This is a genomic window from Ruegeria sp. CH6 (genome assembly GCF_056537005.1).
In genome coordinates, this window is record NZ_JBQFQS010000004.1 from 270,913 (window position 1) to 296,278 (window position 25,366).

21 protein-coding genes are annotated in these 25,366 nt (G+C 57.3%); 13 read left to right on the forward strand and 8 right to left on the reverse strand.

All coding sequences use genetic code 11. The features are described from left to right. Window positions 1-3: 3 nt before the first annotated feature. From ACR0CW_RS12105 to ACR0CW_RS12135, 7 genes are all read right to left on the reverse strand, one after another. Complete coding sequence (locus ACR0CW_RS12105) at window positions 4-1,212, reverse strand: carbohydrate ABC transporter permease (RefSeq protein WP_480787977.1); 1,209 nt, start codon at window positions 1,210-1,212, stop codon at window positions 4-6. Next, window positions 1,212-2,444, reverse strand: coding sequence for a carbohydrate ABC transporter permease (locus ACR0CW_RS12110; RefSeq protein ID WP_480787978.1), 1,233 nt, complete (start codon window positions 2,442-2,444; stop codon window positions 1,212-1,214). The genes ACR0CW_RS12105 and ACR0CW_RS12110 overlap by 1 nt, the downstream gene beginning before the upstream one ends. A gap of 57 nt (window positions 2,445-2,501) precedes the next feature. Then, a complete protein-coding gene (locus ACR0CW_RS12115; RefSeq protein ID WP_480787979.1) occupies window positions 2,502-3,857 on the reverse strand; it encodes an ABC transporter substrate-binding protein in 1,356 nt (451 codons plus the stop codon). After that, on the reverse strand, window positions 3,854-5,014 hold the full coding sequence (locus tag ACR0CW_RS12120; protein WP_480787980.1) for a LacI family DNA-binding transcriptional regulator: 1,161 nt from the start codon (window positions 5,012-5,014) through the stop codon (window positions 3,854-3,856). The genes ACR0CW_RS12115 and ACR0CW_RS12120 overlap by 4 nt, the downstream gene beginning before the upstream one ends. A 358-nt stretch (window positions 5,015-5,372) precedes the next feature. Next, the gene (locus ACR0CW_RS12125; protein WP_480787981.1) at window positions 5,373-6,143 is read right to left on the reverse strand and encodes an enoyl-CoA hydratase-related protein; all 771 of its coding nucleotides are present in this window, start codon (window positions 6,141-6,143) and stop codon (window positions 5,373-5,375) included. Between the two features lie 2 nt (window positions 6,144-6,145). Further along, entirely contained in the window at window positions 6,146-7,459 is a 1,314-nt protein-coding gene (locus ACR0CW_RS12130) for a ferric reductase-like transmembrane domain-containing protein (RefSeq protein ID WP_480787982.1), read from the reverse strand. Next, entirely contained in the window at window positions 7,459-9,075 is a 1,617-nt protein-coding gene (locus tag ACR0CW_RS12135; protein ID WP_480787983.1) for an amino acid adenylation domain-containing protein, read from the reverse strand. Before ACR0CW_RS12135 ends, ACR0CW_RS12130 begins: the two co-directional genes overlap by 1 nt. Window positions 9,076-9,227: 152 nt before the next feature. Here ACR0CW_RS12135 and ACR0CW_RS12140 point away from each other — a divergent pair, with 152 nt between their 5' ends. After that, window positions 9,228-10,046 carry a DUF6502 family protein gene (locus tag ACR0CW_RS12140; RefSeq protein ID WP_480787984.1) on the forward strand — a complete coding sequence of 273 codons (819 nt, stop codon included), beginning with the start codon at window positions 9,228-9,230 and terminating at the stop codon, window positions 10,044-10,046. A gap of 2 nt (window positions 10,047-10,048) precedes the next feature. Continuing rightward, window positions 10,049-10,939: a DUF5666 domain-containing protein gene (locus ACR0CW_RS12145; RefSeq protein WP_480787985.1), complete on the forward strand. Its 891-nt coding sequence runs from the start codon at window positions 10,049-10,051 to the stop codon at window positions 10,937-10,939. Between the two features lie 11 nt (window positions 10,940-10,950). On the opposite strand, the gene ACR0CW_RS12150 is transcribed toward ACR0CW_RS12145, so the two are convergent. Further along, window positions 10,951-12,396, reverse strand: coding sequence for a serine hydrolase domain-containing protein (locus ACR0CW_RS12150; protein ID WP_480787986.1), 1,446 nt, complete (start codon window positions 12,394-12,396; stop codon window positions 10,951-10,953). 185 nt (window positions 12,397-12,581) lie between these two features. Between ACR0CW_RS12150 and ACR0CW_RS12155 the strand changes: the two genes are divergently transcribed. The 11 genes from ACR0CW_RS12155 (at window position 12,582) to ACR0CW_RS12205 (ending at window position 25,354) form a co-directional block, all read left to right on the forward strand. Next, the gene (locus ACR0CW_RS12155) at window positions 12,582-14,561 is read left to right on the forward strand and encodes a bifunctional 2',3'-cyclic-nucleotide 2'-phosphodiesterase/3'-nucleotidase (protein ID WP_480787987.1); all 1,980 of its coding nucleotides are present in this window, start codon (window positions 12,582-12,584) and stop codon (window positions 14,559-14,561) included. Between the two features lie 207 nt (window positions 14,562-14,768). Further along, window positions 14,769-15,782, forward strand: a complete 1,014-nt coding sequence (gene iolG, locus ACR0CW_RS12160) for an inositol 2-dehydrogenase (RefSeq protein ID WP_480787988.1) — start codon at window positions 14,769-14,771, stop codon at window positions 15,780-15,782. A gap of 124 nt (window positions 15,783-15,906) precedes the next feature. Beyond that, window positions 15,907-16,827 carry a sugar ABC transporter substrate-binding protein gene (locus ACR0CW_RS12165; protein ID WP_155148560.1) on the forward strand — a complete coding sequence of 307 codons (921 nt, stop codon included), beginning with the start codon at window positions 15,907-15,909 and terminating at the stop codon, window positions 16,825-16,827. Between the two features lie 60 nt (window positions 16,828-16,887). After that, a complete protein-coding gene (locus ACR0CW_RS12170; protein ID WP_155148562.1) occupies window positions 16,888-17,994 on the forward strand; it encodes an ABC transporter permease in 1,107 nt (368 codons plus the stop codon). Between the two features lies 1 nt (window position 17,995). Beyond that, window positions 17,996-18,817 (forward strand): ATP-binding cassette domain-containing protein, encoded by an 822-nt coding sequence (locus ACR0CW_RS12175; RefSeq protein WP_155148563.1) that lies wholly within the window; start codon window positions 17,996-17,998, stop codon window positions 18,815-18,817. A 155-nt stretch (window positions 18,818-18,972) separates the two neighbouring features. After that, the gene (gene iolD / locus ACR0CW_RS12180) at window positions 18,973-20,805 is read left to right on the forward strand and encodes a 3D-(3,5/4)-trihydroxycyclohexane-1,2-dione acylhydrolase (decyclizing) (RefSeq protein WP_480787989.1); all 1,833 of its coding nucleotides are present in this window, start codon (window positions 18,973-18,975) and stop codon (window positions 20,803-20,805) included. Then, window positions 20,802-21,701 (forward strand): myo-inosose-2 dehydratase, encoded by a 900-nt coding sequence (iolE, locus tag ACR0CW_RS12185; protein WP_480787990.1) that lies wholly within the window; start codon window positions 20,802-20,804, stop codon window positions 21,699-21,701. Before iolD ends, iolE begins: the two co-directional genes overlap by 4 nt. A gap of 49 nt (window positions 21,702-21,750) precedes the next feature. Next, on the forward strand, window positions 21,751-22,932 hold the full coding sequence (locus tag ACR0CW_RS12190; RefSeq protein WP_480787991.1) for a phytanoyl-CoA dioxygenase family protein: 1,182 nt from the start codon (window positions 21,751-21,753) through the stop codon (window positions 22,930-22,932). Window positions 22,933-22,980: 48 nt separating this feature from the next. Continuing rightward, window positions 22,981-23,787 (forward strand): 5-deoxy-glucuronate isomerase, encoded by an 807-nt coding sequence (gene iolB / locus ACR0CW_RS12195; protein ID WP_480787992.1) that lies wholly within the window; start codon window positions 22,981-22,983, stop codon window positions 23,785-23,787. Continuing rightward, complete coding sequence (locus ACR0CW_RS12200; protein ID WP_480787993.1) at window positions 23,784-24,542, forward strand: SDR family NAD(P)-dependent oxidoreductase; 759 nt, start codon at window positions 23,784-23,786, stop codon at window positions 24,540-24,542. The genes iolB and ACR0CW_RS12200 overlap by 4 nt, the downstream gene beginning before the upstream one ends. 32 nt (window positions 24,543-24,574) lie before the next feature. Continuing rightward, window positions 24,575-25,354, forward strand: coding sequence for a TIM barrel protein (locus ACR0CW_RS12205; RefSeq protein ID WP_480787994.1), 780 nt, complete (start codon window positions 24,575-24,577; stop codon window positions 25,352-25,354). Window positions 25,355-25,366 lie beyond the last annotated feature (12 nt).

Here is a 25,366-nt window from a genome sequence, read left to right on the forward strand (position 1 = left end):
GTGTCATCCTTTGACAGACCCCGCTGTGAGGCCCTTGGTCATGAAACGTTCAAGCCCCAGGAACAGCGCCATGATTGGAACGGTGGCGATCACCGCACCGGCCATCAGGTGCTGACGGGGAATTTCTGAGGAGTTCAGCATCGTGACCCCTCGGGTCAGAGTGAATTTCGACGGATCGTCCAGCAGCATGAAAGCCAGCAGGAATTCATTCCAAGCGATCATGAAGACATAAAGTGAGACCGATGCCAGCGCGGGCAGGCTGAGGGGCAGGGTGATCTTCCAGATCACCGCCAGACGCGACAGACCGTCCATCAGCCCGGCCTCTTCCACTTCGGTCGGCAGACCCCGGAAGTAGCCTTGCAGCATGTAGAGCGCGACCGGGATCGTGGTGACCGGGTAGATCATGACGATGCCGAGGATCGAGTTGCGCAAGCCGGTCAGTGAGAAGGCGATATAGATCGGCAGCGCCAGAACGATCATCGGCACCATGTAGATCAACAAGATCGAACGCGAGAACGCCTTTTGACCCTGAAACCGGAACCGCGCCACCGCGTAAGCGCCTGGTACGCTAAACAGTAGCGTGATGAATACGGTCAGGACCGAGACATAAAGCGAGGTCCATAGGTAGGTCCCGAAATTGAAGTCTCGGAACAGTTCGGTGTAGCTGCGGAACAGGTCGGTGCCCTGAGACAGGTCGACCGAAAAGTCCAACGGGTTCTGCAACAATGCCTGTTGAGATTTCAGGCTGGTCATGACCATCACGTAGAACGGGATCACGACGATTGCCGTGAAGAAGATATAGCCAAACCCAGTGCAGAAACGGATCACTGCCTCTTCGTATTCATGGCGCGTAAGCGCTCCGAATGGTGTTTCCTTCAGGATCGCCGCCAAGGAAAGGTGCATGACGACGGCCATGGCGATAACCGTGACCACAACCGCTTGCAATGATGTGTCTGAGCCGATCAGAACCGGGCCAAATCCGGTCAACCCGGACAGGCCTAACAACGCTGATATGCTGAGGCGGGCCGGAGCACGCTGCGCGGGAAAACGGACATAGACCAACCCGGCAATCGCGCCCCAAATCAGGCAGAGCAGAACTTGCGGGCGAAAAGCGGCCCCGGTTGAAAACGACATGGTGATGGCAACGGTGGTGGCGACCACTACTAGCCACAGCGCGCCCAAAACCGGAGCTGTAAGATACCCTTTGCGCATCACAGACCCTCCTCACGGCTGATGAAGCGAAAGAAGACAAAGCTGAAGGCGATCAGGCACAACAGGATCACGACGGCCACCGCCGCACCGGCACCGATGTTCGAGATCGCAAAGGCCTGTTCATAGACGTTGACGGTCAGCGTGCGGGTGCCTGCATTGCCGCCGGTTAGCAGAAAAATGTCGTCGAACTTGTTGAACGTCCAAATGAAGCGCAGCAGGAACAAGACCGACAGGATGCCCAGCAGTTGCGGGATGCTCAGCAGCCAGAACTTCTGGAACGGAGAGGCCCCGTCCATATCGGCGGCCTCGTACATGCTGGAGTCGATGGACTGCATCCGGGCCAGAATGAACAGGAAGGACAGCGGGAAGTAGCGCCAGATCTCGAACACTGTGACCATGATCAGCGCCAGCGGGCGCTCACCGAAGAAATTAATCGGCTCGCTGCTTAGCCCCATCTGCACCAGCAAAGCGTTGGCCGATCCCGAGAAGGGATCGAAAAGCGTGACCCAGGTGAAAGCGACGGCGATGACGGGGGCGACATAGGGGAACAGGTAAAGGCCGCGGATGAAGCCTTGTCCCCTAAAGCTCTTGTTGAGCAACAAGGCGGCGAATAATCCCATGACCAAAGCGCCAATCGTCCCGAAGACCGTATAGAATAGCGTGACCCAGAGTACGCCCCAGAACTCCGACCCATCAAAGACACGTGCAAAGTTCTCGAGGCTGAATTCAAGGTTGGTCAAAACGTTCGGACCACTGCCGGTGAGGCGCGGTTCGGAGTCCTCGACGATTTCTTCGAATGCGTCGGGATCGCCGTCGACCGTGACCGGGATGCGGATACGCTCACGCTGGCCGCCGTCCAAGGTTCCAAAATCGCAGAACAAATCCTTCCCGTCTAAAACGCAGGGCGCGGCAATTTCGCCGACTACAACACCGTCGGGCAGCACATCGGTCAGGGTCACGCCTTCGATGGCGATTTCCTGGCTGGAGTTCCTTAGACGGTATTCGATCCGCAGATCGTCACCAGAGCCGCGCAGGCTTTCACGGACAACCGGAGCAGGCGGGCGCAGGTCGGACAGGGTAAACGGCTTGAAGCTGATCCAGATGATCGCCAGCAAGGGCAGGATCACCACAAGCGACACGCTGATCACGGTCGGAGCCAGCAGCGCCCAGGCCAGACGCGCCTCGCGTTTGGCAAGAGCCCCGGTTCCGGTCGGTGGGGTGGCCGAAGACATGGGATACCTCGAAGGGTTGCGAGCAGCGGCGCGAACGCCGCTGCAGGTGCTGGTTGATTACTGAACTTTGGCCAGCTCTTCGTTCATGGCTGCAACTGCGGCAGCCGCGTCAATCTCATCATCGATATACTGCCGGACCACGCGGTTGATGGCCTGAGAGTTGATCATCTTCGACGCCAGCGCCAATTGACCTTCAGCCACACCCCAGCGCTGCGCAACGTCCAGACCGCCAACGATCTCGTCGATCATCGCTTGGTCATAAAGCTCACCCAGGGGGGCCTTACGGTCAACGCCTACAGGCAGCTCGGCCCATGCTTCGGAAAAGGCAGTCGGATTGTCGGCGTTGCCGCGACGAACAGGGAACTTGCCCTCAGGCGCAATTGCCAGCGTTTGGGTGTATCCGTCATCCATCGCGAACTTCACGAATTCCATCGCCGCGTCCGTGTCAGCATCGTTGGTAATGCCAAAGTACCTCACATCACCCCACGCTGCGCCATCTGGATTGGACGGGCCAGAGAAGTTGGTCACGATGCCGGTCTTGCTTGCCAGTTCGCTTGAGGTCGGATCGTCGTTGATTGTCGGCGGCGCACTGTCCCGCAAGCCGGCCAGTTCATCAAGAATGAAGGGCGACCAGATGATCATCGCTGCCTTGCCGTCGAAATAAAGCTCTCGCGATTGCTTCCAGTACAGCTCACCCGGAGGTGACGCTTTCGAGATTGCTTTGTAGAAATCGAGAACCTCGGTTGTCTTGGCCTCATCCAGTGGCTTGAAACCATCAGCGCCAACCGGCGAGACGCCATTGGCGAGGAACACATGTTCCAGCACTTGGCTCATGAAGTTCTCATCCACTTTGGTCGCCGCAACGAAGCCATATATTTCAGGCGGGTTGTGCAGTTTCTCCAGTGCGGCCAAGACGCTGTCAAACGAGTTGGGCGCATCCAGCCCGGCTTCGTCAAATAGGTCTTTGCGGTAGACAACCATCTGTGTCCAACCATCGACAGGCACTGAGGCTGTTTCTCCATTAAAGGCCGCCATACCCAACGCACCGGGGGCGAAAGTGTCGGCACCCAGCTCTTCGATCACTTCTGTCGCAGCTTCGGTGTCAAGGATACCTGCTTCGGCCCAAGGCAGGGCGTATTGCAACGGATGATAGACCACATCTGGCAGGTCGCCTGCAGCGAAGGCTGCGGTCGCTCGCGTGCCCAGATCGGTCTCGGTGACTGGGATCACCTCAACGGTGGTGCCGGTTTCCGCTTTGAACTGGTCCGCCATTTCCTGTTGTTTGGCCAGCCGTTCTGGTTGCTCCTCAGTTGTCCAGAAACGAATTGTATCTGCCTGTGCTGACACGGCTGCCAAGGCCAGCGCCAGCGATGTGCCAAGCATCAGTCGAGATGCCTTTGGTGTAAGTTTCATGATCGGTCTCCTCCCCGATTTCCATTTCTGAATTGTGTAATTTTTTGCGCCAGCTCTTCAGGTGTCAGGCGCGGTGGTCCATCGGATTCCCGTTCCAAAAGAACGGCTTCGCCCAACTCACGCAGGCTTTCCGGTGCTTCTCCACGGGTTTGCCGTATGAGCATTTCAGCAAGGCGTTCGCCAGCCCGCTGTGAGTCGACGCTGAATGTCGTAAGGCCCGGGCTGACGTATTGGCTTTCGGGTATGCCGTCATACCCAAGGATCGAGACATCCTGGCCGATTTGCAGACCAAACTTGGCGCAAACAGTATATGACCCCAATGCGGCCAGATCAGTAGCAAAGACGATCCCGGTTGGTGGATTCTCCAACTCCAGCAAAGCTCGCGCCTGGATTGCCCCTTCATCACGGGTGCGCGCGCCCTCGCGGATCAGTTCAGGATCGATAGGCAGGCCAGCGGCCCTCAGACCTTCAAGATAGCCATCGCGTCGAAGGTGGCTGTAGTTGAATTTCGGATCGCTGCCGACAAAGCCGATGCGACGATGGCCAAAGCCGCTCAAACGGCTGACCGCGCTATGGATTGCAGTTTCACCCGAGATATCGAACCAAGATGTATCGCTGTATGTGTCCGCCTGCCCGTATCCTGTTCGACCGTAGAGTATGAATGGAACACTCAACGCGCTTAGATACTTGATACGAGGGTCGTCGACTTCCGTCCTGGGCAGAATAAACCCATCCGCTTTGCGCTCTTCCACAAGGCGCCCCAGAACGTTGAGCATATCCTCTTCGGACTTGGCCGTTGAGATAGTCATCGTCCAATCGAATGCGCTGGCACCTTCGCAAGCGCCTGCCAGAAAGTCCTGCAGAAACGGATTATGCCGGTCCGGTTCCCCGCTGTTAATGACCATCGCAATTGCACGCACTTTCCCTGTGCGGATCGCCTGCGCGTGGCTGAGCGGGCGATAGCCCATCTTCCTTGCAGTAGTTTCGACCCGTTTTCTGGTGGACTCTGAGATGTCGGAATACCCGTTCAAAGCGCGCGACACGGTGCTCTTTGAAAGTCCGAGGTGATGAGCCAATTCGTCCAGCTTCACCCTTCCGGATGAGGGGTCGCGACGGAGCGAAGATTGGCGCTTCGGTAGACTGGGATTCGTTATCATTCCATTATTTGGTTCTCCGAAACCGGTTTCGGCAACAAAAAAATCTCATCTTACTGCCTGCAACACCCTGGTCGCTTGGAGGTGCGCGCCATTCGGTAACCCAGCAAAAAAAGCTACAAGCCCGCTATCTGCGCATTACTGAGTCTCAGTCGCGAATTTTTGGAAGAATGAGCGCGGCTCGAAACTTGCACTGCTTAGTTGGTTAACTGAGCATGCTGTTTGAATGGCCCGTCTCCGTCGCCGAGCTGATCCTTTTCGGATCATCTGTATTCGACTAAACAGGCCATCGTTCGCAAGAGACCGCAACTGAACCAAGTCTATCTCATCTCAAAACCGGGAATGAACGTGATGACTTGGCTCAGTCAGGATGAAACTTCGGTGATCGTTTCTCCAGAAATGCTGCCATGCCTTCCTTTTGAGCAGGCAGACCATAGAGCGCGTGATAGGTTTGGCGTTCGTGCCGTATTCCGGTGTCCAGCGTGCTCTGCTCGGCCATATTCACGCATGAACGTGCCATCTGGGTGATGTCGGGGGCATATCCCGCGATCATCTGTGCCGTTTCCATTGCGATATCTGCGAGGTCATCAGAGGGTACCATCCGGCTGACCAGACCTATCTGCAGGGCTTCGTGCGCATCGATCATGCGCCCGGTCAGGATCATATCCATCGCGCGAACGCGCCCAATCAAGCGGGTTAGCCGCTGTGTGCCACCGATACCCGGAATACAGCCGATCTTGATTTCGGGTTGTCCGAATTTTGCGGTCTCCGAGGCGAAGACCAGATCGCACATAAGCGCAACCTCGCATCCGCCGCCCAGGGCATAGCCATTGACGGCTGCAATCTTGGGAATGCGAAGCGCCGCAAAGCGGTCCCAACCTGCGAAGAAATCGCTGGACTGCATCGTGGCATAGGTTTGGACTGCCAGTTCACCGATGTCTGCGCCAGCCGCAAAGGCACGGCCATTGCCGGTCAGGAGCAGGCAACCGATGTCCGGGCTAGCCTCAAAACCGGATGCAGCAGCGAGCACCTCTTCCATCACTTGTGTGTTCAGGGCGTTGAGTTGGTCCGGCCGATTGAAGCGGATCGTTGCGACCCGCCCCTGTGTGGATGTTTCGATTGTCTCAAACATAGTCAGCTATCCCAGATTGCGCCGTAGGCCGGGATGCCCAGGCTTTCCATGTCGTGTACGACTTTTCGTGTCAGTTTCTGGTTCGAGATCACGATGACCGCCTCTGCACCGCTGTCGCGTACAGCTTGCAATGCCAATGCCGAGAGGTTTGGTTTGCCCTGTGCATCGGTGTCCCAGATCAGTGGCCCTTCGGTGTTCGCTTCGATCTCGTCAACCAGAGCATCGCCATAGGTCTTGCGCGGGCTTCGTGTTGACCAGATCAGGCGGTTGGGCACGTCACCCGCCAATAGATGTGGCAGGATCGGCCCGATGCCCGACCCGGTGCCGACATAGACCACCTTTTTGAACAGAACCTCGATCCGGGCGACACCCGAGGTGGTGATCCCCTTGACCCAGACCTTGTCTGGTGGAGTGTCAATGAACCGGCCCGTCCAATCTCCGGCCCGGCTGATCGCCAGTCGATAGCCGGATTCGTCCGGGGCAGGGATATTGGCGAAGGAATGATACTCGCCAAACGGCGTGTGGCTGATCGCGTTGGAGCTGCCGGGGAACGGTGTATCTCCGTAATTGAACCGAGCGACTACAGCGTGGTTCGAGGGCTTCTCGATCTCAACACTCACGCGCTTCAGGGTCAGCCAGGGGGACAGGATCGACAATGTGATCAGGCATAGCATCCAGAACGCCGGGCTTTGCAATAGTTCACCGCCCATATCGTGTGTGATCGAGATCGTTTGCGCCCAGAACAGCGCCAGAACAGTCCAGCCGACGAAGCGATGGATTTTTTCAAACGTGTTGTGAAAACGGGCGCGAATTGGCCCCAGCGCTGAGATGACCATGATTGTCATCAGCACAACCATTGTTGCACTTAGCCCAAGGGTCAGATCCGAGGGGAGGGATGCGCCGACCACACGGTTGGACACCATGCCAAACAGCAGAAAACCGAACCAGATCGTGCCCGCAACGGTGCATCCTGAATGCAATCCGCCAAAGTGAAACACCTTTCCGGCACCCCAGCGAATCCAGAGCGGCCACGATGTCGGGACTCGTGTGGCCAGCCAGAACAGAGCGTTGACCACCCTTTGCTGTCGGATCAGGATTCCGATGCTCAGGTTGATCAACGCCATGTCCGCAATAAGGGACAGCGCGTACTCATTCCCGGATAACCAGCGACCTTCACGCAGCCCCATCGCGAACACACCCAAATTCACCAGCGCGACCAGCAGTGCCAGTCGGCGATATTCCATCAGCGCCGGGTGCCGGGTGACCCGCCGCCAGTTCAGCGCACGGGATTCCAGATTTGTAGCTTCGGTTGTCATCAGTTCAGCTCCGTCCCGGTCTTGGTGATGTGATCCTGCGCAAGTTTCAGCAACAGTCTCTTATCCAGCTTGCCGCGCGGGGTTCGGGGCAGGGCGTCCAAGGGCATCACCATGGTCGGGCTGCAGTAATAGGGCAGGCGATCTGCGACCGATTGCGTCGCCCGTTTGGGACAGGCCGTGCCAGGGGAAATGAAGCTGACAAGGTTTCGGCTGTCATATTGCAGGGTCACCGCCTGCTGACAGCAGGGTGATGCTTCAAGCGCATTTGTGACGCTGTCCAGTTCAACCCGGAAACCGCGGATTTTGACCAGATCATCGACACGCCCGAAATGCTCGAGCTCTCCGTCCGGGGTCCATCGACCCAGATCACGGGTACGGAACATCACATGACCGGGCCGGAACGGATCAGGGCGATAGCGATCTGAGGTCAGTTGGGGGTTGGCCAGATAACCTGCTGTTACGCAATCACCGCCAGCCCACATCTCTCCCTTCTGACCAATGGGCAGGGGGCGCAGATTTTCATCCAGAACATAGACCGTATTGTTCGGCGTTGGGCGGCCGATCGACAGGATGGGTTTGTCAGGATGATGTGGCTCAGCCGTGTTTATGATCGTGGTCTCGGTCGGGCCGCACGAGTTGTAAAAGGTGCAAAACGACGACCAGGCATCTGCCAACGGGCGCGGGCAGGGCTCTCCGGCGACGGCGGCGACCTTTACTTGCTGGCACCGGCTATGGTCCAGCGCGTTCAGGATCGAAGGGGTGGCTATCAGAACATCGACCTGTTCTGCCGTATCCTGAATGGATTTACCGCGAATGACCAATGTTGCCCCATTGGACAGGGCACCCAGCGTCTCCCACGCGGCCATGTCGAAGGCAATGGACAGGATCTGACCAACCCGCAGCCCCGGCCGCATTCCCAGATCACCCGGCGATGTCAGCAGGATATTGGCCAGATTGGCATGAGTGACCTGTACGCCATTCGGTACACCCGTCGTTCCGGAGGTGAACAGGATCATCGCAAGATCGTCCGCTCGGGCACGGTGAGCAGCGGTATCCGGAGCGGGAGCATCCAACATCGGATCGAACATTATCGTATCGATGGTGATCAGAGTTTGATTGACCGCAACGGGCACCTGATCGGCTAGAGAGCTCAGGCTAAGTAGAACCTTAGCGCCGGTAACTCCTGCCACATGGCGTAGGGATTCGGTGGGTGCAACACCCACATGTTGCGGAACATAGGCAGCCCCCAGCTTCATCACCGCGACAATGCCGACCACCATCTCGATCGAGCGGTGCAGGAACAGGCAAACGGCATCGCCGCGTTTCACACCATGGGCCCGCAGCACGTTGGCCAGTCGGTTTGACGCTTCATCCAGCGCCGCATAGCTGAGCGCATGCCTGCTGCATTCAACGGCTATAGCATCGGAATTCTGATGAAGTTGATGGCGCAGTGCGTCGGCAATTGTTGCGTGGCGCGGTGCAAGTGTTGGACCCCATCCAAAGGCCCGGAATTTGGCCCGATCTGCAGAGTTGAGATCAGCAAGACAGTCATTGCCGGGTTTGGGGAGTGTCAGGGGATGGTAGTCTTTCAGAGGATTGACAGCAAAGTTCTGCATGGCGTTTTCCTTTTCTGAGAGGGTCACGCCTTAGTAATAATGGGAAAAATTCCCATTTATCGTCACAATCAATCACATTATGGTCACGAAACCGTTGAATTGGTTAACAACTGAGAAATGTTATCAGAGACCAACCTGTAACGAGTGACGTGATGCCGACGAACTCCAAGCCACCTCTTGAATCCGCGCTGGCCGCACTGCTTGAGCCGTTGGCGCAAGCGATGGTCGCGCATGGCGTCACGGTAGGATCGGCCACCGAAGCACTGAAAAAGGCGTTGCTGACCGCAGCGGAACAGAGCTCCGACGCAACGCTCAGCGACAGTCGTGCCAGCCTTTTGACGGGTCTTCACCGGAAAGATGTAAAGCGGCTGCGCAATCTGGATGAGGATACACCGGAAAGACGCAGCTGCAGCGCGGCGGCTCTGGTAATCAGCCATTGGGCCACATCTCCTGAATTTCAGGATGAATCCGGTGATCCTCGTGAACTCACACGCAAGGGGGGTGAGGATGGGCCGGGATTTGACGATCTGGTCCGTCTTGCCCGGATCGACATGGCGCCGGGAACTGTCCTGAAAACGCTGCTGGACCAGAATATCGTCGAACAGAACGGGGCAGGGGGGTTACGTCTTCTGACCCATGCGTTTCTGCCTTCGGGTGGGGGTGCAGAGCAGGTGGCGGCCTATCAGGCGACCCTGTCGGTGCACATGATGGCGGCGACCCAGAACCTGCTGGCCGAACCGGGCGCGGCGCGGAATTTCGATCGTGCCGTCCGATACTCACACCTGTCGGCTGAGTCGATCGAAGAGCTGAGGCGGATATCCGATGAACGGGCGCAGACCTTGCTGCAGGACATTAATGCGCTGGCTCGCAAGCTGCAGGACCATGATCACGAGGGTGGCCATACGGGCCGGTTCGCACTGGGCGCATATATCCTGCCCTCTCCGGATGGGACGCAGGAAGACGGAAAGTAGCCATGGTTTTGTTTCCCCGCATATTGGCCGCATTCCTGATCGCGCTCTGGGTTTATGCTCCGGCGCAGGGCCGCAGTGAGGAAGAGCGAGAAGGTGGAATTATCGGTACCGGTATTGTTGGGACGATCACCCATCTGGGCAGCATTCATGTGAACGGTCTGCACATACAAGTCGATGACATGATGCCGATAAGCGGATCTGTTGCGCCTATGAGCGCTGGTGATCTGGAACCCGGTCACACAGTCGCGATTGTCGCTGAGCGAGTCGATGATGGTTGGCACGCCCGCCATATCCGCCAGGTTTTTCCACTGGTGGGCCAGGTTACAGATTTTGGTGACGGTGAGTTGGCCGTTCTCGGTACCAAGGTCACTGTCGGCGAGACGCTTCCGGATTTGTTGGTGGGGGATTGGGTTGCGGTCAGTGGTCTGTGGCAGGAACAGGCGGTTCGTGCGTCGCGGATCGAACGCCTCACCGGCACTGAGTATCAGGCGCGCATCAGTGGTACATATCTGTCTTCAGACCAGAACGGCGCATTGGTGATTGGCAGCAGCCTTATCAGCGGGATCAGTCCACAACATCTGCAATCGGGCGATCTGGTCCGTGTCTATGGTGAACCCAAACCATCCGGTATCGAGGCGACGCGGCTTGAGACCGGCCTGTTCGATGAAACTGTCGGCATCATCCAGGTACAGGGGTATTACTCAGCCCCGCAACCTGATGGTCTTTATACGGTGCTGGGTAGCGGGCTGGTTGCCTATACCGAACGGCCCGAGATGATTGATCAGAACGACAGTGTCATCCGATGCGGTCAGACCGGTCGCCTGATCGACAGAGGTGTCGAAAATCAGGGCGGTAGCGGCGCCCGCGATCTGCAGGCCGAACTTGGTTGCTGATCGCGGTGGCATCACTCGCCGAAAGCGGCGATCAGTTCTTTGGCTAGCGGAAGAGAAGAGTACTCGAGCCGAGAGGGCGTCAGACCAAGCCGTACAACCACCATGTCATGCGAAGGGAATACGCCGATGAACTGCCCGTCATGCCCCTGAAGCCAGACTGAATCTTCGAAAGGGGGGTACCCGCCCGGCGCTTCCAGCCAGAGATGGCCTTTGCCATATAGATTGCCTGAAACCTCTACCGGTTCGAACATCCAGTCCGTGTAGCCTTCCGGCAGAAGCTGTTGATCTTCCCATTCCCCGTTCTGCAGCAATAGTTGACCGAAACGGGCCCAATCACGCGCGGTTGCGTACATGTAACTAGACCCGACAAAGGTATCATCGGTGTCGGTTTCCAACACAACTGAAGTCATACCCAACGGCTTGAACAATGCGTCTCGCGGATAGCTGAGGCTGTCTTTGTCCAGCTTGTCCTGCCAGACCCGTGACAGCATTGTGGATGTGCCGGACGAGTAGTTGAATTTGGTGCCGATTTCGACGCCTGCGTCACGGCCCGAGGCAAATCCCGCCATGTCATCGTTGAGGTACAGCATTCTGGTAACGTCTGATACATCGCCATATTCTTCGTTCCACTGCAACCCGCTCGTCATTGCGAGCATGTCCTTGACCGTGATGTCCTTGCGGCTGTCCTGCGACCAATCCGGGTAGCTATCTATGAGCGTGTCATCCAGCGACATACGGCCCGACTTGATCAGCGTTCCAATCAGTCCGGCTGTCACCGTTTTGGTCATCGACCAGCCCAGCAGCGGTGTGTTTTCATCAAACCCGTCTGCGTAAGCCTCGGCCACGATCCGTCCGTTTCGAACAACAACAACCGCGCGATAGCCTTCGCCCAACAGTTCGTTGTCAGACATTATGTTCAGGACTTCAGGATTTTGAGACAGACTCACATCATTGCCCTGCGGCCATGGACCGGCTGGCAAAGGCGCGGGCGCTGCGAGCGTTTGGTCGCCTAGCGCGGCCTCGTGAACATTTGTGCATCCAAGACCGTCGCGATATTGCGATGTGGCCGGTGCGAAAAAGCCGAACATCCAAGCCTCTACTGTCTGTGCGTCTTGGTCCACCTCAATCGAGATCTGTTTGAGGAGTGGATGTCCCGGGGCCTGCACGTCGATCTCCAGCACTTCGTCAGGATCACGGCCTGCAATGAAGACATTGGAACACACGATTTTGGCTGAGTAATTCGTGCCAACCTTTAGCAAATCCGGCGGTGCGAACAGCAAGTACCCCGTTGCAGCGACTGCAAGCAAAGCCACTGTTCCAACGAATATTTTAAGTGCTTTGCGCAACACGAATACTCCCCACCAATTGTTCAGGCCCTTATCGCCGACCCAATCCGGTCGAACTGTGTCGGTGCATGTCAGCTTTTGCCACTGTTCCGTTACGTTTCGGCGCGGCACCAGATTTAGGAGCCTGACAAACGTGTCAGCCCAGGACGTGCTTTACTAACCCCGGGATATCAGCGCAGACTACGACTCAGACATGTTGAACATGTGACAAGGGCCAGTATTGCCGCCCGTGTCATGCTTTTGTTGTCAAAGGCACTCTAAACACACGTCAAACTCAATTTCAGAAAGGTTTGAAGATGTCTGTTTCCGGTAATTTCTCAATCTCGCGCCGACAGTTTCTTGCAACGACAACCGCCGGGGTGGCATTGGCCACGCTTCATCCATTCTCGGCTTCTGCGGCTGGCAATCAGGCGCATCTTCGGATCATGGAGACCACGGATATCCACGTGCACGTGTTCCCGTATGACTATTATGCCGACAAGCCGCGAGATACGGTTGGCTTGTCGCGGACTGCCTCAATCATCAACCAGATACGGGCCGAGGCCACCAATTCGCTGCTGGTCGATAATGGTGATTTTCTGCAAGGCAACCCAATGGGGGATTACATCGCCTACGAGCGCGGGATGAAAGACGGGGACGCCCATCCGATAATCACAGCGTTCAACACCATCGGCTATGATGCAGCCACATTGGGCAACCATGAATTCAACTACGGTCTGAGCTTTCTCGAGAAGTCGCTTGCCGGGGCCGAATTCCCGGTTGTTCTGGCGAATATTGTCACGGAAAAAGGCGCGACTGCGCGTGACGACAAAACGCTGGTTGACCCATACGCAATCCTTGACCGCGAAATCGAGTTGGGCGACGGCAGCACGCATCCCATCAAGATCGGCGTCATAGGCTTTACCCCACCCCAGATCATGAACTGGGATCGCAAGCATCTTGAAGGCAATGTCCAGGCCCGTGACATTGTTGAGTCTGCGCAGGCGTATGTTCCAGAAATGAAGGAGCAGGGCTGCGATCTAATCATCGCCTTGTCCCACTCGGGTATCGGCGAGGCGGATCATTCGGAAGGGATGGAAAATGCCTCGGTACCCTTGGCGGGGGTTGAAGGTATCGATGCCCTGGTTACTGGTCACAACCATCTTGTGTTCCCATCGCCCACCTTTGCCGACCGTCCCGGTGTGGATGTCGAAAAGGGTACTTTGATGGGCAAGCCCGCTGTCATGGGGGGCTTCTGGGGGTCGCATCTTGGCGTGCTGGATCTGTTGCTCGAACGTGACGGAGATACGTGGCGGGTGGTGACCACAACATCCGAGGCGCGCCCCATTTCGAAACGCAACGAAGATCGTTCGATCACCGCGCTGGTGGGGGATGACCAAAAGGTGCTGGACTCGGTTGCCACCGACCATGACGAGACCCTTGCTTATGTTCGCCGCGCGGTTGGCAAGACCTCGGCGCCGCTGCACAGCTATTTCGCGCTGGTTGCAGATGATCCTTCGGTACAGATCGTCTCGATTGCGCAGAAATGGTATGTCGAACAGATGCTGAAAGGCACCGAGCATGAGGGTCTGCCGATCCTGTCTGCAGCGGCTCCGTTCAAGGCCGGTGGCCGCGGCGGCCCCGAATACTACACGGATGTGCCGGTGGGTGATGTCGCGATCAAGAACGTGGCGGACCTTTATCTGTATCCGAACACGGTGCGGGCCGTACGCGTAAACGGGGCTCAGGTCCGCGGCTGGCTCGAGCGGTCCGCAGGAATGTTCAACCAGATCGAGGTTGGATCGGAGGACGCAATTCTGCTGAACCCGTCTTTCCCGTCCTACAATTTCGACGTCATAGATGGCGTGACCTATCAGATCGACCTGTCCCAGCCATCGCGCTTTGGCCCGAAGGGAGAAGAGCTCAACCCCGATGCGGCGCGGATTGTGAACCTCGAATTCAATGGCGCGCCTGTGACAGACGATATGGAGTTCATCGTAGCGACCAACAATTATCGTGCGTCGGGTGGGGGATCTTTCCCCGGTGCAATGGGTGACACGATTATCTTCGAGGCACCGGACACCAATCGCGACGTTATCGTGCGTTACATCGTTGAACAGGGAACCATCGATCCAAAGGCGGATGCAAACTGGTCTTTCGCCCCCCTCAACAACACCAGTGTGTTGTTTGAAACCGGACCCAAAGCCCGTGATTATCTGAGTGATGTCGAGGGCGTGTCACTGGAGGATGCAGGCGAAGGTGCCGATGGGTTCGCTGCGTTCCGCATCAAACTGTAAGAGGTCGGACAATTCAGTTCTGGGGCAGCCGCATCGGCTGCCCTTTTTTGTTGTTTGCACTGGGGTCTGATCCGTTCGGACCGGAGGCATAGACCCTACGATCAGGCTTAATTCGGGGCTGTCTGAGGTGCATGCAAAAAATATCTTGCAACCGGTTGCAAAGAGAATCATTCTGGCACCCGAAAATTAAAGATTCGGGAGAACTGCATGCTGAGGATCGGATTGCTTGGGGCTGGGCGCATTGGTCGTGTTCATGCAAAGGCCATCACTGCACATCCCCAAAGCCAGCTGTGCGCTGTATCGGATGCCATTGAGGATGCGGCTCAGGGTTTGGCAGAGGAAAGCGGAGCTGAGGCGCGGCCTTCCGAAGAAATCATCGCGGACCCTTCGATTGATGCCGTTCTGATTGCCACGCCAACAGACACCCATTCCGATTTGATCGAGGCGGCGACACAGGCTGGCAAAGCGGTTTTGTGTGAAAAACCGGTCGATCTGGACCTTGACCGTGCTATCGCCTGCCAGAAATTCGCAGCCACCAGCGGTCAGCCTGTGATGATTGGCTTTAACCGGCGGTTCGACCCTAACTTTTCGGCGCTCAAAGCCGCAGCAGATGCCGGCGAGATCGGGACGCCTGAAATGCTGTCGATCACGTCCTTTGACCCGGCGCCTCCGCCGGTCAGCTATATCAAGGTGTCCGGTGGGTTGTTCCGGGACATGATGATCCACGACTTTGATATGGCCAACTATCTGATGGGGCAGCTGCCCAAGGTCATTTCAGCGGTAGGAACATCTATCGTCGATCCTGAAATCGGGGCCGCCGGAGACGTTGATACAGCTGTTGTTACAATGACTTACGATGATGGGCGGATCGCGGTTATCAAGAACTCTCGGCGTGCGGTCTATGGTTATGATCAGCGTGTTGAGATGCTGGGATCCGAGGGCCTGCTACAGGCGCAGAACATGCTGGAAAACACCGTAATCAAGTCGACAGCGGACGGCGTTGTCGGCGCGAAACCGACCTACTTTTTCCTTGAGCGCTATATGCCCGCATATCAGGCGGAATGGGATGCGTTTGTTCAGGCCACCCTGTCCGGATCGTCACTGCCCGTGACACTGGAAGACGGTGTTGCCGCATTGGCCATGGCCGAGGCCGCAACGCGTTCCGCGCAGAGCGGCCAACCGGTCGCGATGTCCGAAATTTTGAAACCGGTTGCAAAATGATTGGATATCCGGAAACTGAATTAGACCCCGTTTTGGTGCGGGGCCGCAGAGATTCGGCTTGGCCGAATGCTTGGGGTTGAGACCCCGACACGAAGAAAAATTTGTTCCAATGGGAGGAAACCAAATGAACAAGTTCGTTAAAGGTGCATTGGCCGCAGGCGCGCTGGCGCTCGCAACGCCGGCCTTCGCGCAGGAAATTGTTGTCGTTTCGCACGGCCAGGCCAATGACGCATTCTGGAACGTGGTAAAGAACGGTGTCGAGCAGGCCGGTAAGGACGTCGGCGTAAACGTCGAATACCGCGCGCCCGAGACTTTCGACATGGTTGCCATGTCGCAGCTGATCGATGCTGCCGTGAACCAGGAACCCGATGGTCTGATCGTTTCGATCCCGGATGCGGACGCGCTTGGCCCGTCAATCGAACGCGCCGTCGCAGCGGGTATTCCGGTAATCTCGATCAACTCGGGTTCAGATGTGTCAAAAGATCTGGGCGCTTTGCTGCACGTGGGTCAGGATGAGTTCGACGCGGGCAAGGCAGCCGGTGCGGAGCTGGCCTCGATGGGCGGTAGTACCGCGATCTGTGTGAACCACGAAGTAGGCAACGTAGCCCTTGACCTGCGTTGCGCCGGCTTTGCCGAAGGTTTCGGGGGTAACGTTGAAGTACTGCCAACTTCGAACGATCCGTCGGAAATTGAATCCAAGGTTGCTGCTGCTCTGGCTGCGAACGAAGCCATCGACACCGTCATGGCACTGGGCGCCAGCTCAGCCGGTGAGCCTGCTGTAGCAGCTGTCAAGGGTTCGGGCCGCGATGTGAATGTTGCCTCCTTCGACCTGTCGGCCAACTTCCTGCAGTCGATCGCGGATGGCGACGCAGCCTTTGCAATCGACCAGCAGCAGTATCTGCAGGGTTACCTGTCGGTGAACTTCATGGGTCTGCACGCCAAGTACGGCCTGATGCCGGGTGGCAATGTACCTTCGGGTCCGAACCTGATCACGCAGGACAAAGCAGCTCAGGTGATCGAGCTGTCCTCGCAGGGCATCCGTTGATCAACACCTGAACAAACGGGGCGGCGCACCAGCGCCGTTCCCACCGAATGGGAGGAAACGATGAGTGATTCAGCTCAACTCGCAGGGGATGAAAGGGTCAAGAAAGAGCCTTTCCTGACCAAGCTCATGAAACGGCCCGAGCTTGGCGCCATGGCCGGGGTGGTTCTGGTCGTCATCTTCTTCGCCCTTACGGCGGATGACTCGATGTTTACTCTTGCCGGGATCATGAATTTCATGACGCCTGCGGCGCAGCTGGGCATTCTGGCGATCGGCGCGGCGCTGCTGATGATCGGGGGTGAATTCGACCTGTCCATCGGTTCGATGGTGGCGTTCTCTGGCCTGTTTTTCGGCGTCTGCGTGGTGACATGGCAATTGCCACTGATCGTCGCGATCCCTATGACATTTGTTTTTGCGGCTTTTGTCGGCGCGATCAACGGCACGATCGTGATCCGCTCGGGCCTGCCATCCTTTATCGTCACGCTGGCTTTCCTGTTCATCCTGCGCGGTCTGTCGCTGGTGGGTCTGAAGGCAGCTACCGGCGGGTCGACACAGTTGCGTGGCGTCCGTGACGCGGTCGAAAACGATTGGCTGTCGCCGATGTTCTCAGGTGAAGCATTTGGCAGCCTGTTCGCATGGCTCGCCGCAAACGGAATGATCGATACATTCAAAAGCGGCGCACCCAAAGTGCCGGGTATTCCGGTGGAAATTCTGTGGTTTGTCGTGCTGGCGCTGGCGGCAACATATGTTTTGCTGCGTACCCCTGCAGGGAACTGGATTTTCGCCTCGGGCGGTGACAAGACCGCCGCATCAAACTCGGGCGTCCCGGTGAACCGCGTCAAGATCTCGCTGTTCATGCTGACCGCATGCTGTGCCGCTCTGGTTGCCATCATCACAGTGATGGATGCTGGATCGACCGATGCCCGCCGTGGCTTCCAGAAAGAATTCGAAGCGATCATCGCCGCTGTTATCGGAGGGTGTCTGCTGACCGGCGGCTATGGCTCAGCCATCGGTGCATTCTTCGGCTCAATCATCTTTGGCATGGTTGTCATCGGCCTGACCTATACTGATTTCGATCAGGACTGGTTCCAGGTTTTCTTGGGCGCGATGCTGCTGATTGCCGTTCTGTTCAACAACGCGATCCGTAAACGCGTAACGGGAGAGCGCTGATATGACCGAGGATACCAAATTCCATCACGGGGACTCCGCCACCGACGCCGCTCCGATCGTTGAGATGAAAGACATCGAAAAGCACTTTGGAAACATCATCGCTCTGGCTGGTGTCAGTTTTGATGTGAAGCCGGGCGAGTGTCACTGTCTGCTGGGCGACAACGGTGCGGGTAAATCCACCTTCATCAAGACCATGTCCGGGGTTCATAAACCCACCAAAGGCGAGATCTTGTTCGAAGGCAAACCTTTGCACTTCGATACACCCAGAGATGCCATGGAAGCAGGCATTGCGACCGTGTTTCAGGATCTGGCGATGATCCCGCTGATGAGCGTTACGCGCAACTTCTTCATGGGGCGCGAACCGACCAAAGGCCGGGGTTTGCTAAAAAGGTTTGATGTCGAACAGGCAAACGATGTCTGCATGGAAGAGATGCGCAAGATGGGCATCAACCTGCGCGGCCCCGATCAGGCTGTCGGAACGCTGTCAGGCGGCGAGCGCCAAACCGTTGCGATCGCACGGGCGGTATATTTCGGTGCCAAGATTCTGATCCTCGACGAACCGACCTCGGCACTTGGCGTGCGTCAGACCTCGAACGTTCTGGCTACCATTGATCGCGTGCGCAGTCAGGGCGTGGGTGTGGTGTTCATCAGCCACAACGTACGCCATGCGCTGGCTGTGGGTGACCGCTTTACCGTGCTGAACCGGGGCAAAACGCTTGGTACGGCACGACGCGGTGAGATCACGCCCGAAGAGCTGCAAGACCTGATGGCGGGTGGTCAGGAAATGGCCGAGCTTGAAGGTTCGCTGGGCGGCACGGTTTAACTTAGGATTTTCCGGATGCCCCCTACTGGGGCATCCGAAAGGGAAGGTGGCACCGGACGCCACACTGATTGCAGGCTCGGCAAAAAGCCTGACACTTTCGCAAATGTGACAACCAACGGAAGGCCGATGGCGGCTTCGTGTTGAAAGGGATCGTGATGAGCAAGACAGTCCGACTGACCGCGGCGCAGGCTCTGGTGCGTTATTTGGGGGCGCAGATGAACGAGGCCGGAGAGCCGTTCATCGCAGGCGTCTGGGCCATCTTTGGGCACGGTAACGTGGCCGGTCTGGGTGAGGCGCTGCACGCCGTGAAAGACAGTTTGCCAACCTATCGGGGACATAACGAGCAGACCATGGCGCATTCGGCTATCGCCTATGCCAAGCAGATGGGTCGTTGCCGCGCAATGGCCGTGACATCTTCAATCGGGCCTGGCGCGACCAACATGGTTACTGCAGCAGCGCTGGCGCATGTTAACCGCCTGCCGGTTCTGTTGCTGCCGGGTGATGTGTTCGCTACGCGCGGTCCGGACCCGGTGCTGCAACAGATCGAAGATTTCGGCGACGGAACCGTAAGTGCAAATGACTGCTTCCGTCCTGTCAGCCGGTATTTCGACCGGATCAGCCGCCCCGAACATCTGTTGACAGCATTGCCGCGCGCATTCCGCACCATGACGGACCCTGCTGATTGCGGGCCGGTGACGTTGGCCTTCTGTCAGGATGTTCAGGCCGAGGCATATGATTATCCCGAAAGCTTCTTTGAGCCCCGCGTGTGGCAACAGCGCCGTATTCGTCCGGATGAAGGTGAGCTTGCGCGTGCCGTCGAAGCGATCAAGGCCGCCAAACGTCCGGTTATCGTAGCCGGAGGCGGGGTGCACTATTCGGATGCCACTGCCGCATTGCAAAGCTTTGCCGAAACCCACAATGTGCCTGTCGCAGAAACGCAGGCCGGCAAGTCATCGCTTGCGTGGGATCATCCCCTTAATATTGGCCCTGTTGGCGTAACTGGCGGAGAGCCTGCTAATGCCGTGTGTGCCGAGGCCGATCTGGTGTTGGGCGTAGGCACGCGACTTCAGGATTTCACCACAGGGTCCTGGGGTCTGTTCTCAAACCCTGAACGCAAAATGGTCTGTCTGAACACCGCTGCGTATGACGCCGAAAAGCATGGTGCTATGCCGCTGCAATCGGACGCGCGTGTTGGCTTGGGTGAGCTGGGAACCGGTTTGGGCGATTATCAGGCACCGTCTGTGTCAAATACGCTGAAATCCGATTGGTTCGAAAAGGTGGATGCGCTTACTGATGCGCCCGCCGACAGCAATGCGTTGCCGACAGATATGCAGGTTGTGGGTGCGGTTCAACGAGCCTCGAACGACGACACAGTTGTGATGTGCGCAGCCGGCACGATGCCCGGAGAGCTGCATAAGCTTTGGAAGGCACCGCGCCCCGGGGCCTATCACATGGAATACGGCTTTAGCTGCATGGGCTACGAGATTGCAGGCGCTATGGGTATCAAGATGGCCCAGCCGGATCGCGATGTGATCTGCTTTACGGGTGATGGCACCTACATGATGGCCAATTCGGAAATGGCGACGGCCGCGATGATGGGCGTGTCCTTTACCGTAGTCATCACTGACAACCGTGGCTTTGGCTGCATCAACCGCTTGCAGATGGGCACTGGCGGAGCAGAGTTTAACAACCTGCTGGATCACGCGGTGCATGAGTCGCCTTCAGCGATTGATTTTGCCGCCCACGCGGCCTCGATGGGTGCGACATCGGTCAAGGTCAGCTCGATCGCCGAACTCGAAGAGGCACTGGCAAAACGGGCCGATATCAAGGGACCTTATGTGGTTGTCATCGATACAGATCCCTATCCATCGACCGAATATGGCGGAACGTGGTGGGAAGTGGCAGTGCCCGAAGTCAGCATCCGTCCCGAAGTGAATGAAAAACGCGTGGCCTATGAAGCCGCCATCAAGGAAAGAAACACGAAATGAGCGTGAAAATCGGGATTTCTCCGATCGCATGGCAAAATGACGATCTGCCGGACCTGACAGCCGCCTATACCATGGAGCAGGCGCTGAGAGAGGCGCGCGAGATCGGATATATCGGCGTCGAACGCGGGCAGCGGATGCCTGGCGATACCGAAGGTCTGCGTGCTTATCTCGACGGGAACAACATCGCACTCTGTGGCGGCTGGTGTTCGGGCGCGTCTCTGGTCAACGACTTTACAACCGAACGCGAGGCTGTGCGGGAACAGGTCGAGCAGTTCGTGGCGCTGAACAGCCCGTGTATCGTCTACGCCGAATGCTCGAACACAGTTCAGGGGCAGATCGGGACGCCGGTCAATGACCGGCCAAAGCTGACCAAAGACGAGGTGATGGCCTACGGTGCAAAGATCACCGAACTGGCCAAATGGATGGCGGATCAGGGCATGACCATGGCCTATCACCATCACATGGGCACGATCATCGAAAGCGAAGATGACGTGAACTGGCTGATGGAAGGATCAGGGCCGGAAGTGAAGCTGTGCTTTGATACCGGCCACCTGTTGTTTGGTGGCGGCGATGTGATGGCCACGCTGAACCGCTGGGGCGATCGTGTGCACCATGTACATTTCAAGGATATCCGCCCAGCAGTGGTGCAGGACACACGTGAGAATAATCGTAGCTTCCTAGATGCTGTGATTGCCGGTGCATTCACGGTGCCGAGCGATGGCTGCATCGATTTCCAAGCGGTCGCGAATGCGCTCAAAACCATGGATTACGAAGGCTGGATTGTGGTCGAGGCTGAACAGGACCCCGCCAAGGCGCCGCCATATGAGTACTCCAAGAAGGGCTTTGACCACATTGTCGAAGTCTGCGGTCAGGCAGGATTGGAGATCAAAGCGTAACAACCCGCCCTTCGGGGCAACACCGAAGCCATGAAAGAGGAGAAAAATCATGGTGCATCAAGAACTCGGTTTCGTCGGCTATTTCGACCGGGAATCCTGTGATCTGGATGAATTCAAGGTGTTGACCTCGCAGAACCTGTTGGCCGAGGCGGTGCCGCATGCCGCCTCGATCGAAAATAACGTTCCAATCTATGACATGCATACGCTGCGACCCACGCTTGAGGATTCCATCAAGCGCAAGGCTCTGTTGGCCGAGTGGGGGCATGTTCTGGATAAATCGGCCGGGGTGATTGTTCTGAAAGGGGCGTTTGCCGATACCTCGGTGATCGACCGGGCCACGGCTGTCTTTCGGCAGATCATAGAGGAAGAGCGTCAAGGCAGTGGCGGTGAGGGCGATCACTTTGCTGCGTCCGGGGCCAATGACCGGATTTGGAATGCGCTGCAGAAACAGTGCCTGCGCGACCCCGATGGCTTTGCGCTCTATTTCGGGAACACGGCGATAGCGGCGGCGTGTGAAGCGTGGTTGGGACCAAACTATCAGGTCACGGCGCAAATCAATCAGGTGCGCCCCGGAGGCAAGGCCCAGCAGGCGCATCGTGATTACCACTTGGGGTTCCAATGCGCCGATAGCGCGGCGCGCTACCCGGTTCATGCCCATCTGGTGACAGCAACGCTGACATTGCAGGGGGCCGTGGCTCATTGCGATATGCCGATTGAAAGTGGCCCCACCAAGCTGTTGCCGTTTTCGCAGCTTTATGCACCGGGATACGTTGCCTTCCATGATGAGGCACATCGAGCCTATTTCGAGGAAAGCTACATCCAGTTGCCGTTGGAGAAGGGCGATGCGGTGTTCTTCAACCCGGCACTGTTCCATGCGGCAGGGGAAAACAGCAGCGCAGATATTCACCGAATGGCGAACTTGTTGCAGATTTCCTCGGCTTTTGGCCGCGCGATGGAGGCCATCGACAGACGATCCATGTCCGAGGCGGTGTTCCTATCTTTGATTGCACTGAAACAACGGGGCGATCTGACGGCAGCGGAACTGGACGCGGCCATAGCGGCCACGGCAGAGGGTTACCCCTTCCCGACCAATCTCGATACGGACCCGCCTGTGGGAGGTAACGCACCGGAAAGTCAGGCGGATATCCTGCGACGCGCGGTTTCCGAAGGCTGGACTGAGGAGCAACTGTCCAAGGTTTTTGCTGCGCTGCAATCCCGGCAGGCTGCATGAAGCATTATTGGCGGGCAACCAATGCCCGCCTTTTAAGGAGATACAAATATGGCAGACCTGCTCAAGAAACCTTTTGGCACCCGTGGCAAGGTGCACGACATCACCCCGGCCAGTGCCGGGTGGCGATATGTGGGTTTCGGGCTCTACCATTTGAAAGCGGGGGACCGGGCAGCCGAGGTAACCGGAGACCGCGAAGTCATCCTTGTGATGGTTGAAGGCAAGGCGCGCATTACCGGCGCGGATCAGGATTGGGGCGTATTGGGCGACCGGATGAACGTCTTTGAAAAGACCCCACCTCATTGCCTCTATCTGCCAAACGGAACCGAATGGGAGGCCGTGGCCGAAACCGATTGCGTGATCGCCGTGTGTTCGGCCCCCGGCAAAGGAGGCCACGAGGCCCGGCGGATCGGCCCGGACGGGATCACACTGACTGAACGCGGCAAGGGTGTGAACACCCGCTATATCAATAACATCGCGATGGAGGCTGAGGACTACGCCGACAGCCTGCTTGTGACCGAAGTGTTCACGCCAAACGGGCACTGGTCGTCATATCCCAGCCACCGTCATGACGAAGACGACTTTCCGCGCATCACTTATCTTGAAGAGACGTATTATCATCGCCTGAATCCCGCCAATGGGTTCGGCATTCAGCGGGTTTATACGGATGACGGCCAACTGGACGAAACCATGGCGGTGTCTGATGGCGATGTTGTGACCGTCCCGCGTGGCCATCACCCTTGCGGTGCACCTTATGGGTTTGAGATGTATTACCTGAACGTCATGGCCGGACCACTTCGGAAATGGCGCTTCGTTGCGGCCCCCGAGGTGGAATGGATCATGGAGCGTGACAGTTGACCCAAGCCTTTGCGAACTACCCAAGCCTGAACGGCAAGACTGTTTTTGTAACCGGCGGTGCGGCTGGGATCGGAGCAGACATTGTTCGCAGCTTTGCCGCGCAAGGCGCCAAGGTCGGCTTCCTGGATATCAACGCGGATGCCGGCCATGCGTTGCTGGCTGATCTGGAGAGTGAGCATGTCTTTGCCCAATGCGACCTGCGGGATATCGAAGCCCTGCGGGATGCTTTTAGCCAGATGATTGAGGAACTGGGCAATGCCGATGTTTTGGTTAACAACGCCGCCCATGATGACCGCCATGACTGGCGCGAGGTCAGCCCCGAGTACTGGGACGAGCGTATGGCGACCAACATCCGCCACATGTTCTTCGCCATTCAGTCCGTCGCTCCGGGCATGATGGAAAAGGGTGGTGGATCGATCGTCAATATAGGCTCGAACTCCTGGTGGGAGGCGGGGGCAGGGTTTCCGGCTTATGCGACCGCGAAGTCGGCAGTTCACGGGCTGACCCGAACCATGGCACGCGAGTTGGGGGATCACCGTATTCGCGTGAATACAGTCGTGCCCGGCTGGATCATGACCGAGCGCCAGAAGGAATTGTGGATCACACCTGAAGCTTTGGCCAAACAGATTGATCGCCAATGCTTGCCGGATCCGATTGACCCGATTTATGTCGCCCGCATGGTGCTGTTTTTGTCCTCGGATGATGCAGCGATGTGCAGCGCCGGCAACTTCATGGTCGAAGCCGGTTCCATCTGAAATCGCACTACAACTCAAATAGGAGAGTGGGAATGTCCCAACCTTTCCAACTGGCGGCCTGCGCCGAAATGCTTTGGCTGGACAAACCCATGGATTGGCGTGCCGCCCGCCTGACCGAGATGGGGTTTGGTGTCGGGCTCTGGAACTGGCCTGATCTGGATCTTGCAAAACTCGAAGCTGTCGGCGCCAACTTCACCATCATGAACGGCTATCTCGAGGGGCGTCTGGCGGATGATGAGGGTGCAGAGATGCTGCTTCGTTCAGCACGGGAAACAGCGCAGATCGGCAAGCGGCTGAATGTAGATAGATTGAACCTGCATGGCACCGGGCTTGGCGATGGTGGCATTCCGATCTGGCAGCATGATGTCGTGAGCGGAGACATGTGGCTCAAGGCGCGTGATACTCTGAACCGCATCAGCGATCTGGCCGAGGAGGAAGGTGTGATATTCACGCTGGAAAACCTCAATCTGCTGGACCATCCCGGTTGCCCGTTTGGGTCCACGGCTGATGTGCTTGCATTGGTGTCTTCGGTCGATCGACCACAACTACGCATCAATCTCGACCTCTATCACACGCAGATCGGCGAGGGGGATCTGATCCGGTGGTGCGATAAGTGCCTGCCATGGATCGGAGAAATACAGGTGGCGGACAATCCGGGCCGCTGCGAACCCGGATCGGGCGAGATCAATTACAAGATGGTCGCAAAGGCGCTCTATGAACTCGAATATCGCGGTCCGGTGGGGATGGAGGCCTTTGCTTCGGGCGATCCGGAAGCGGCCCTAGAGGCATTCCGGACCGCATTCACTGTCTGACCTGAAGGGGCG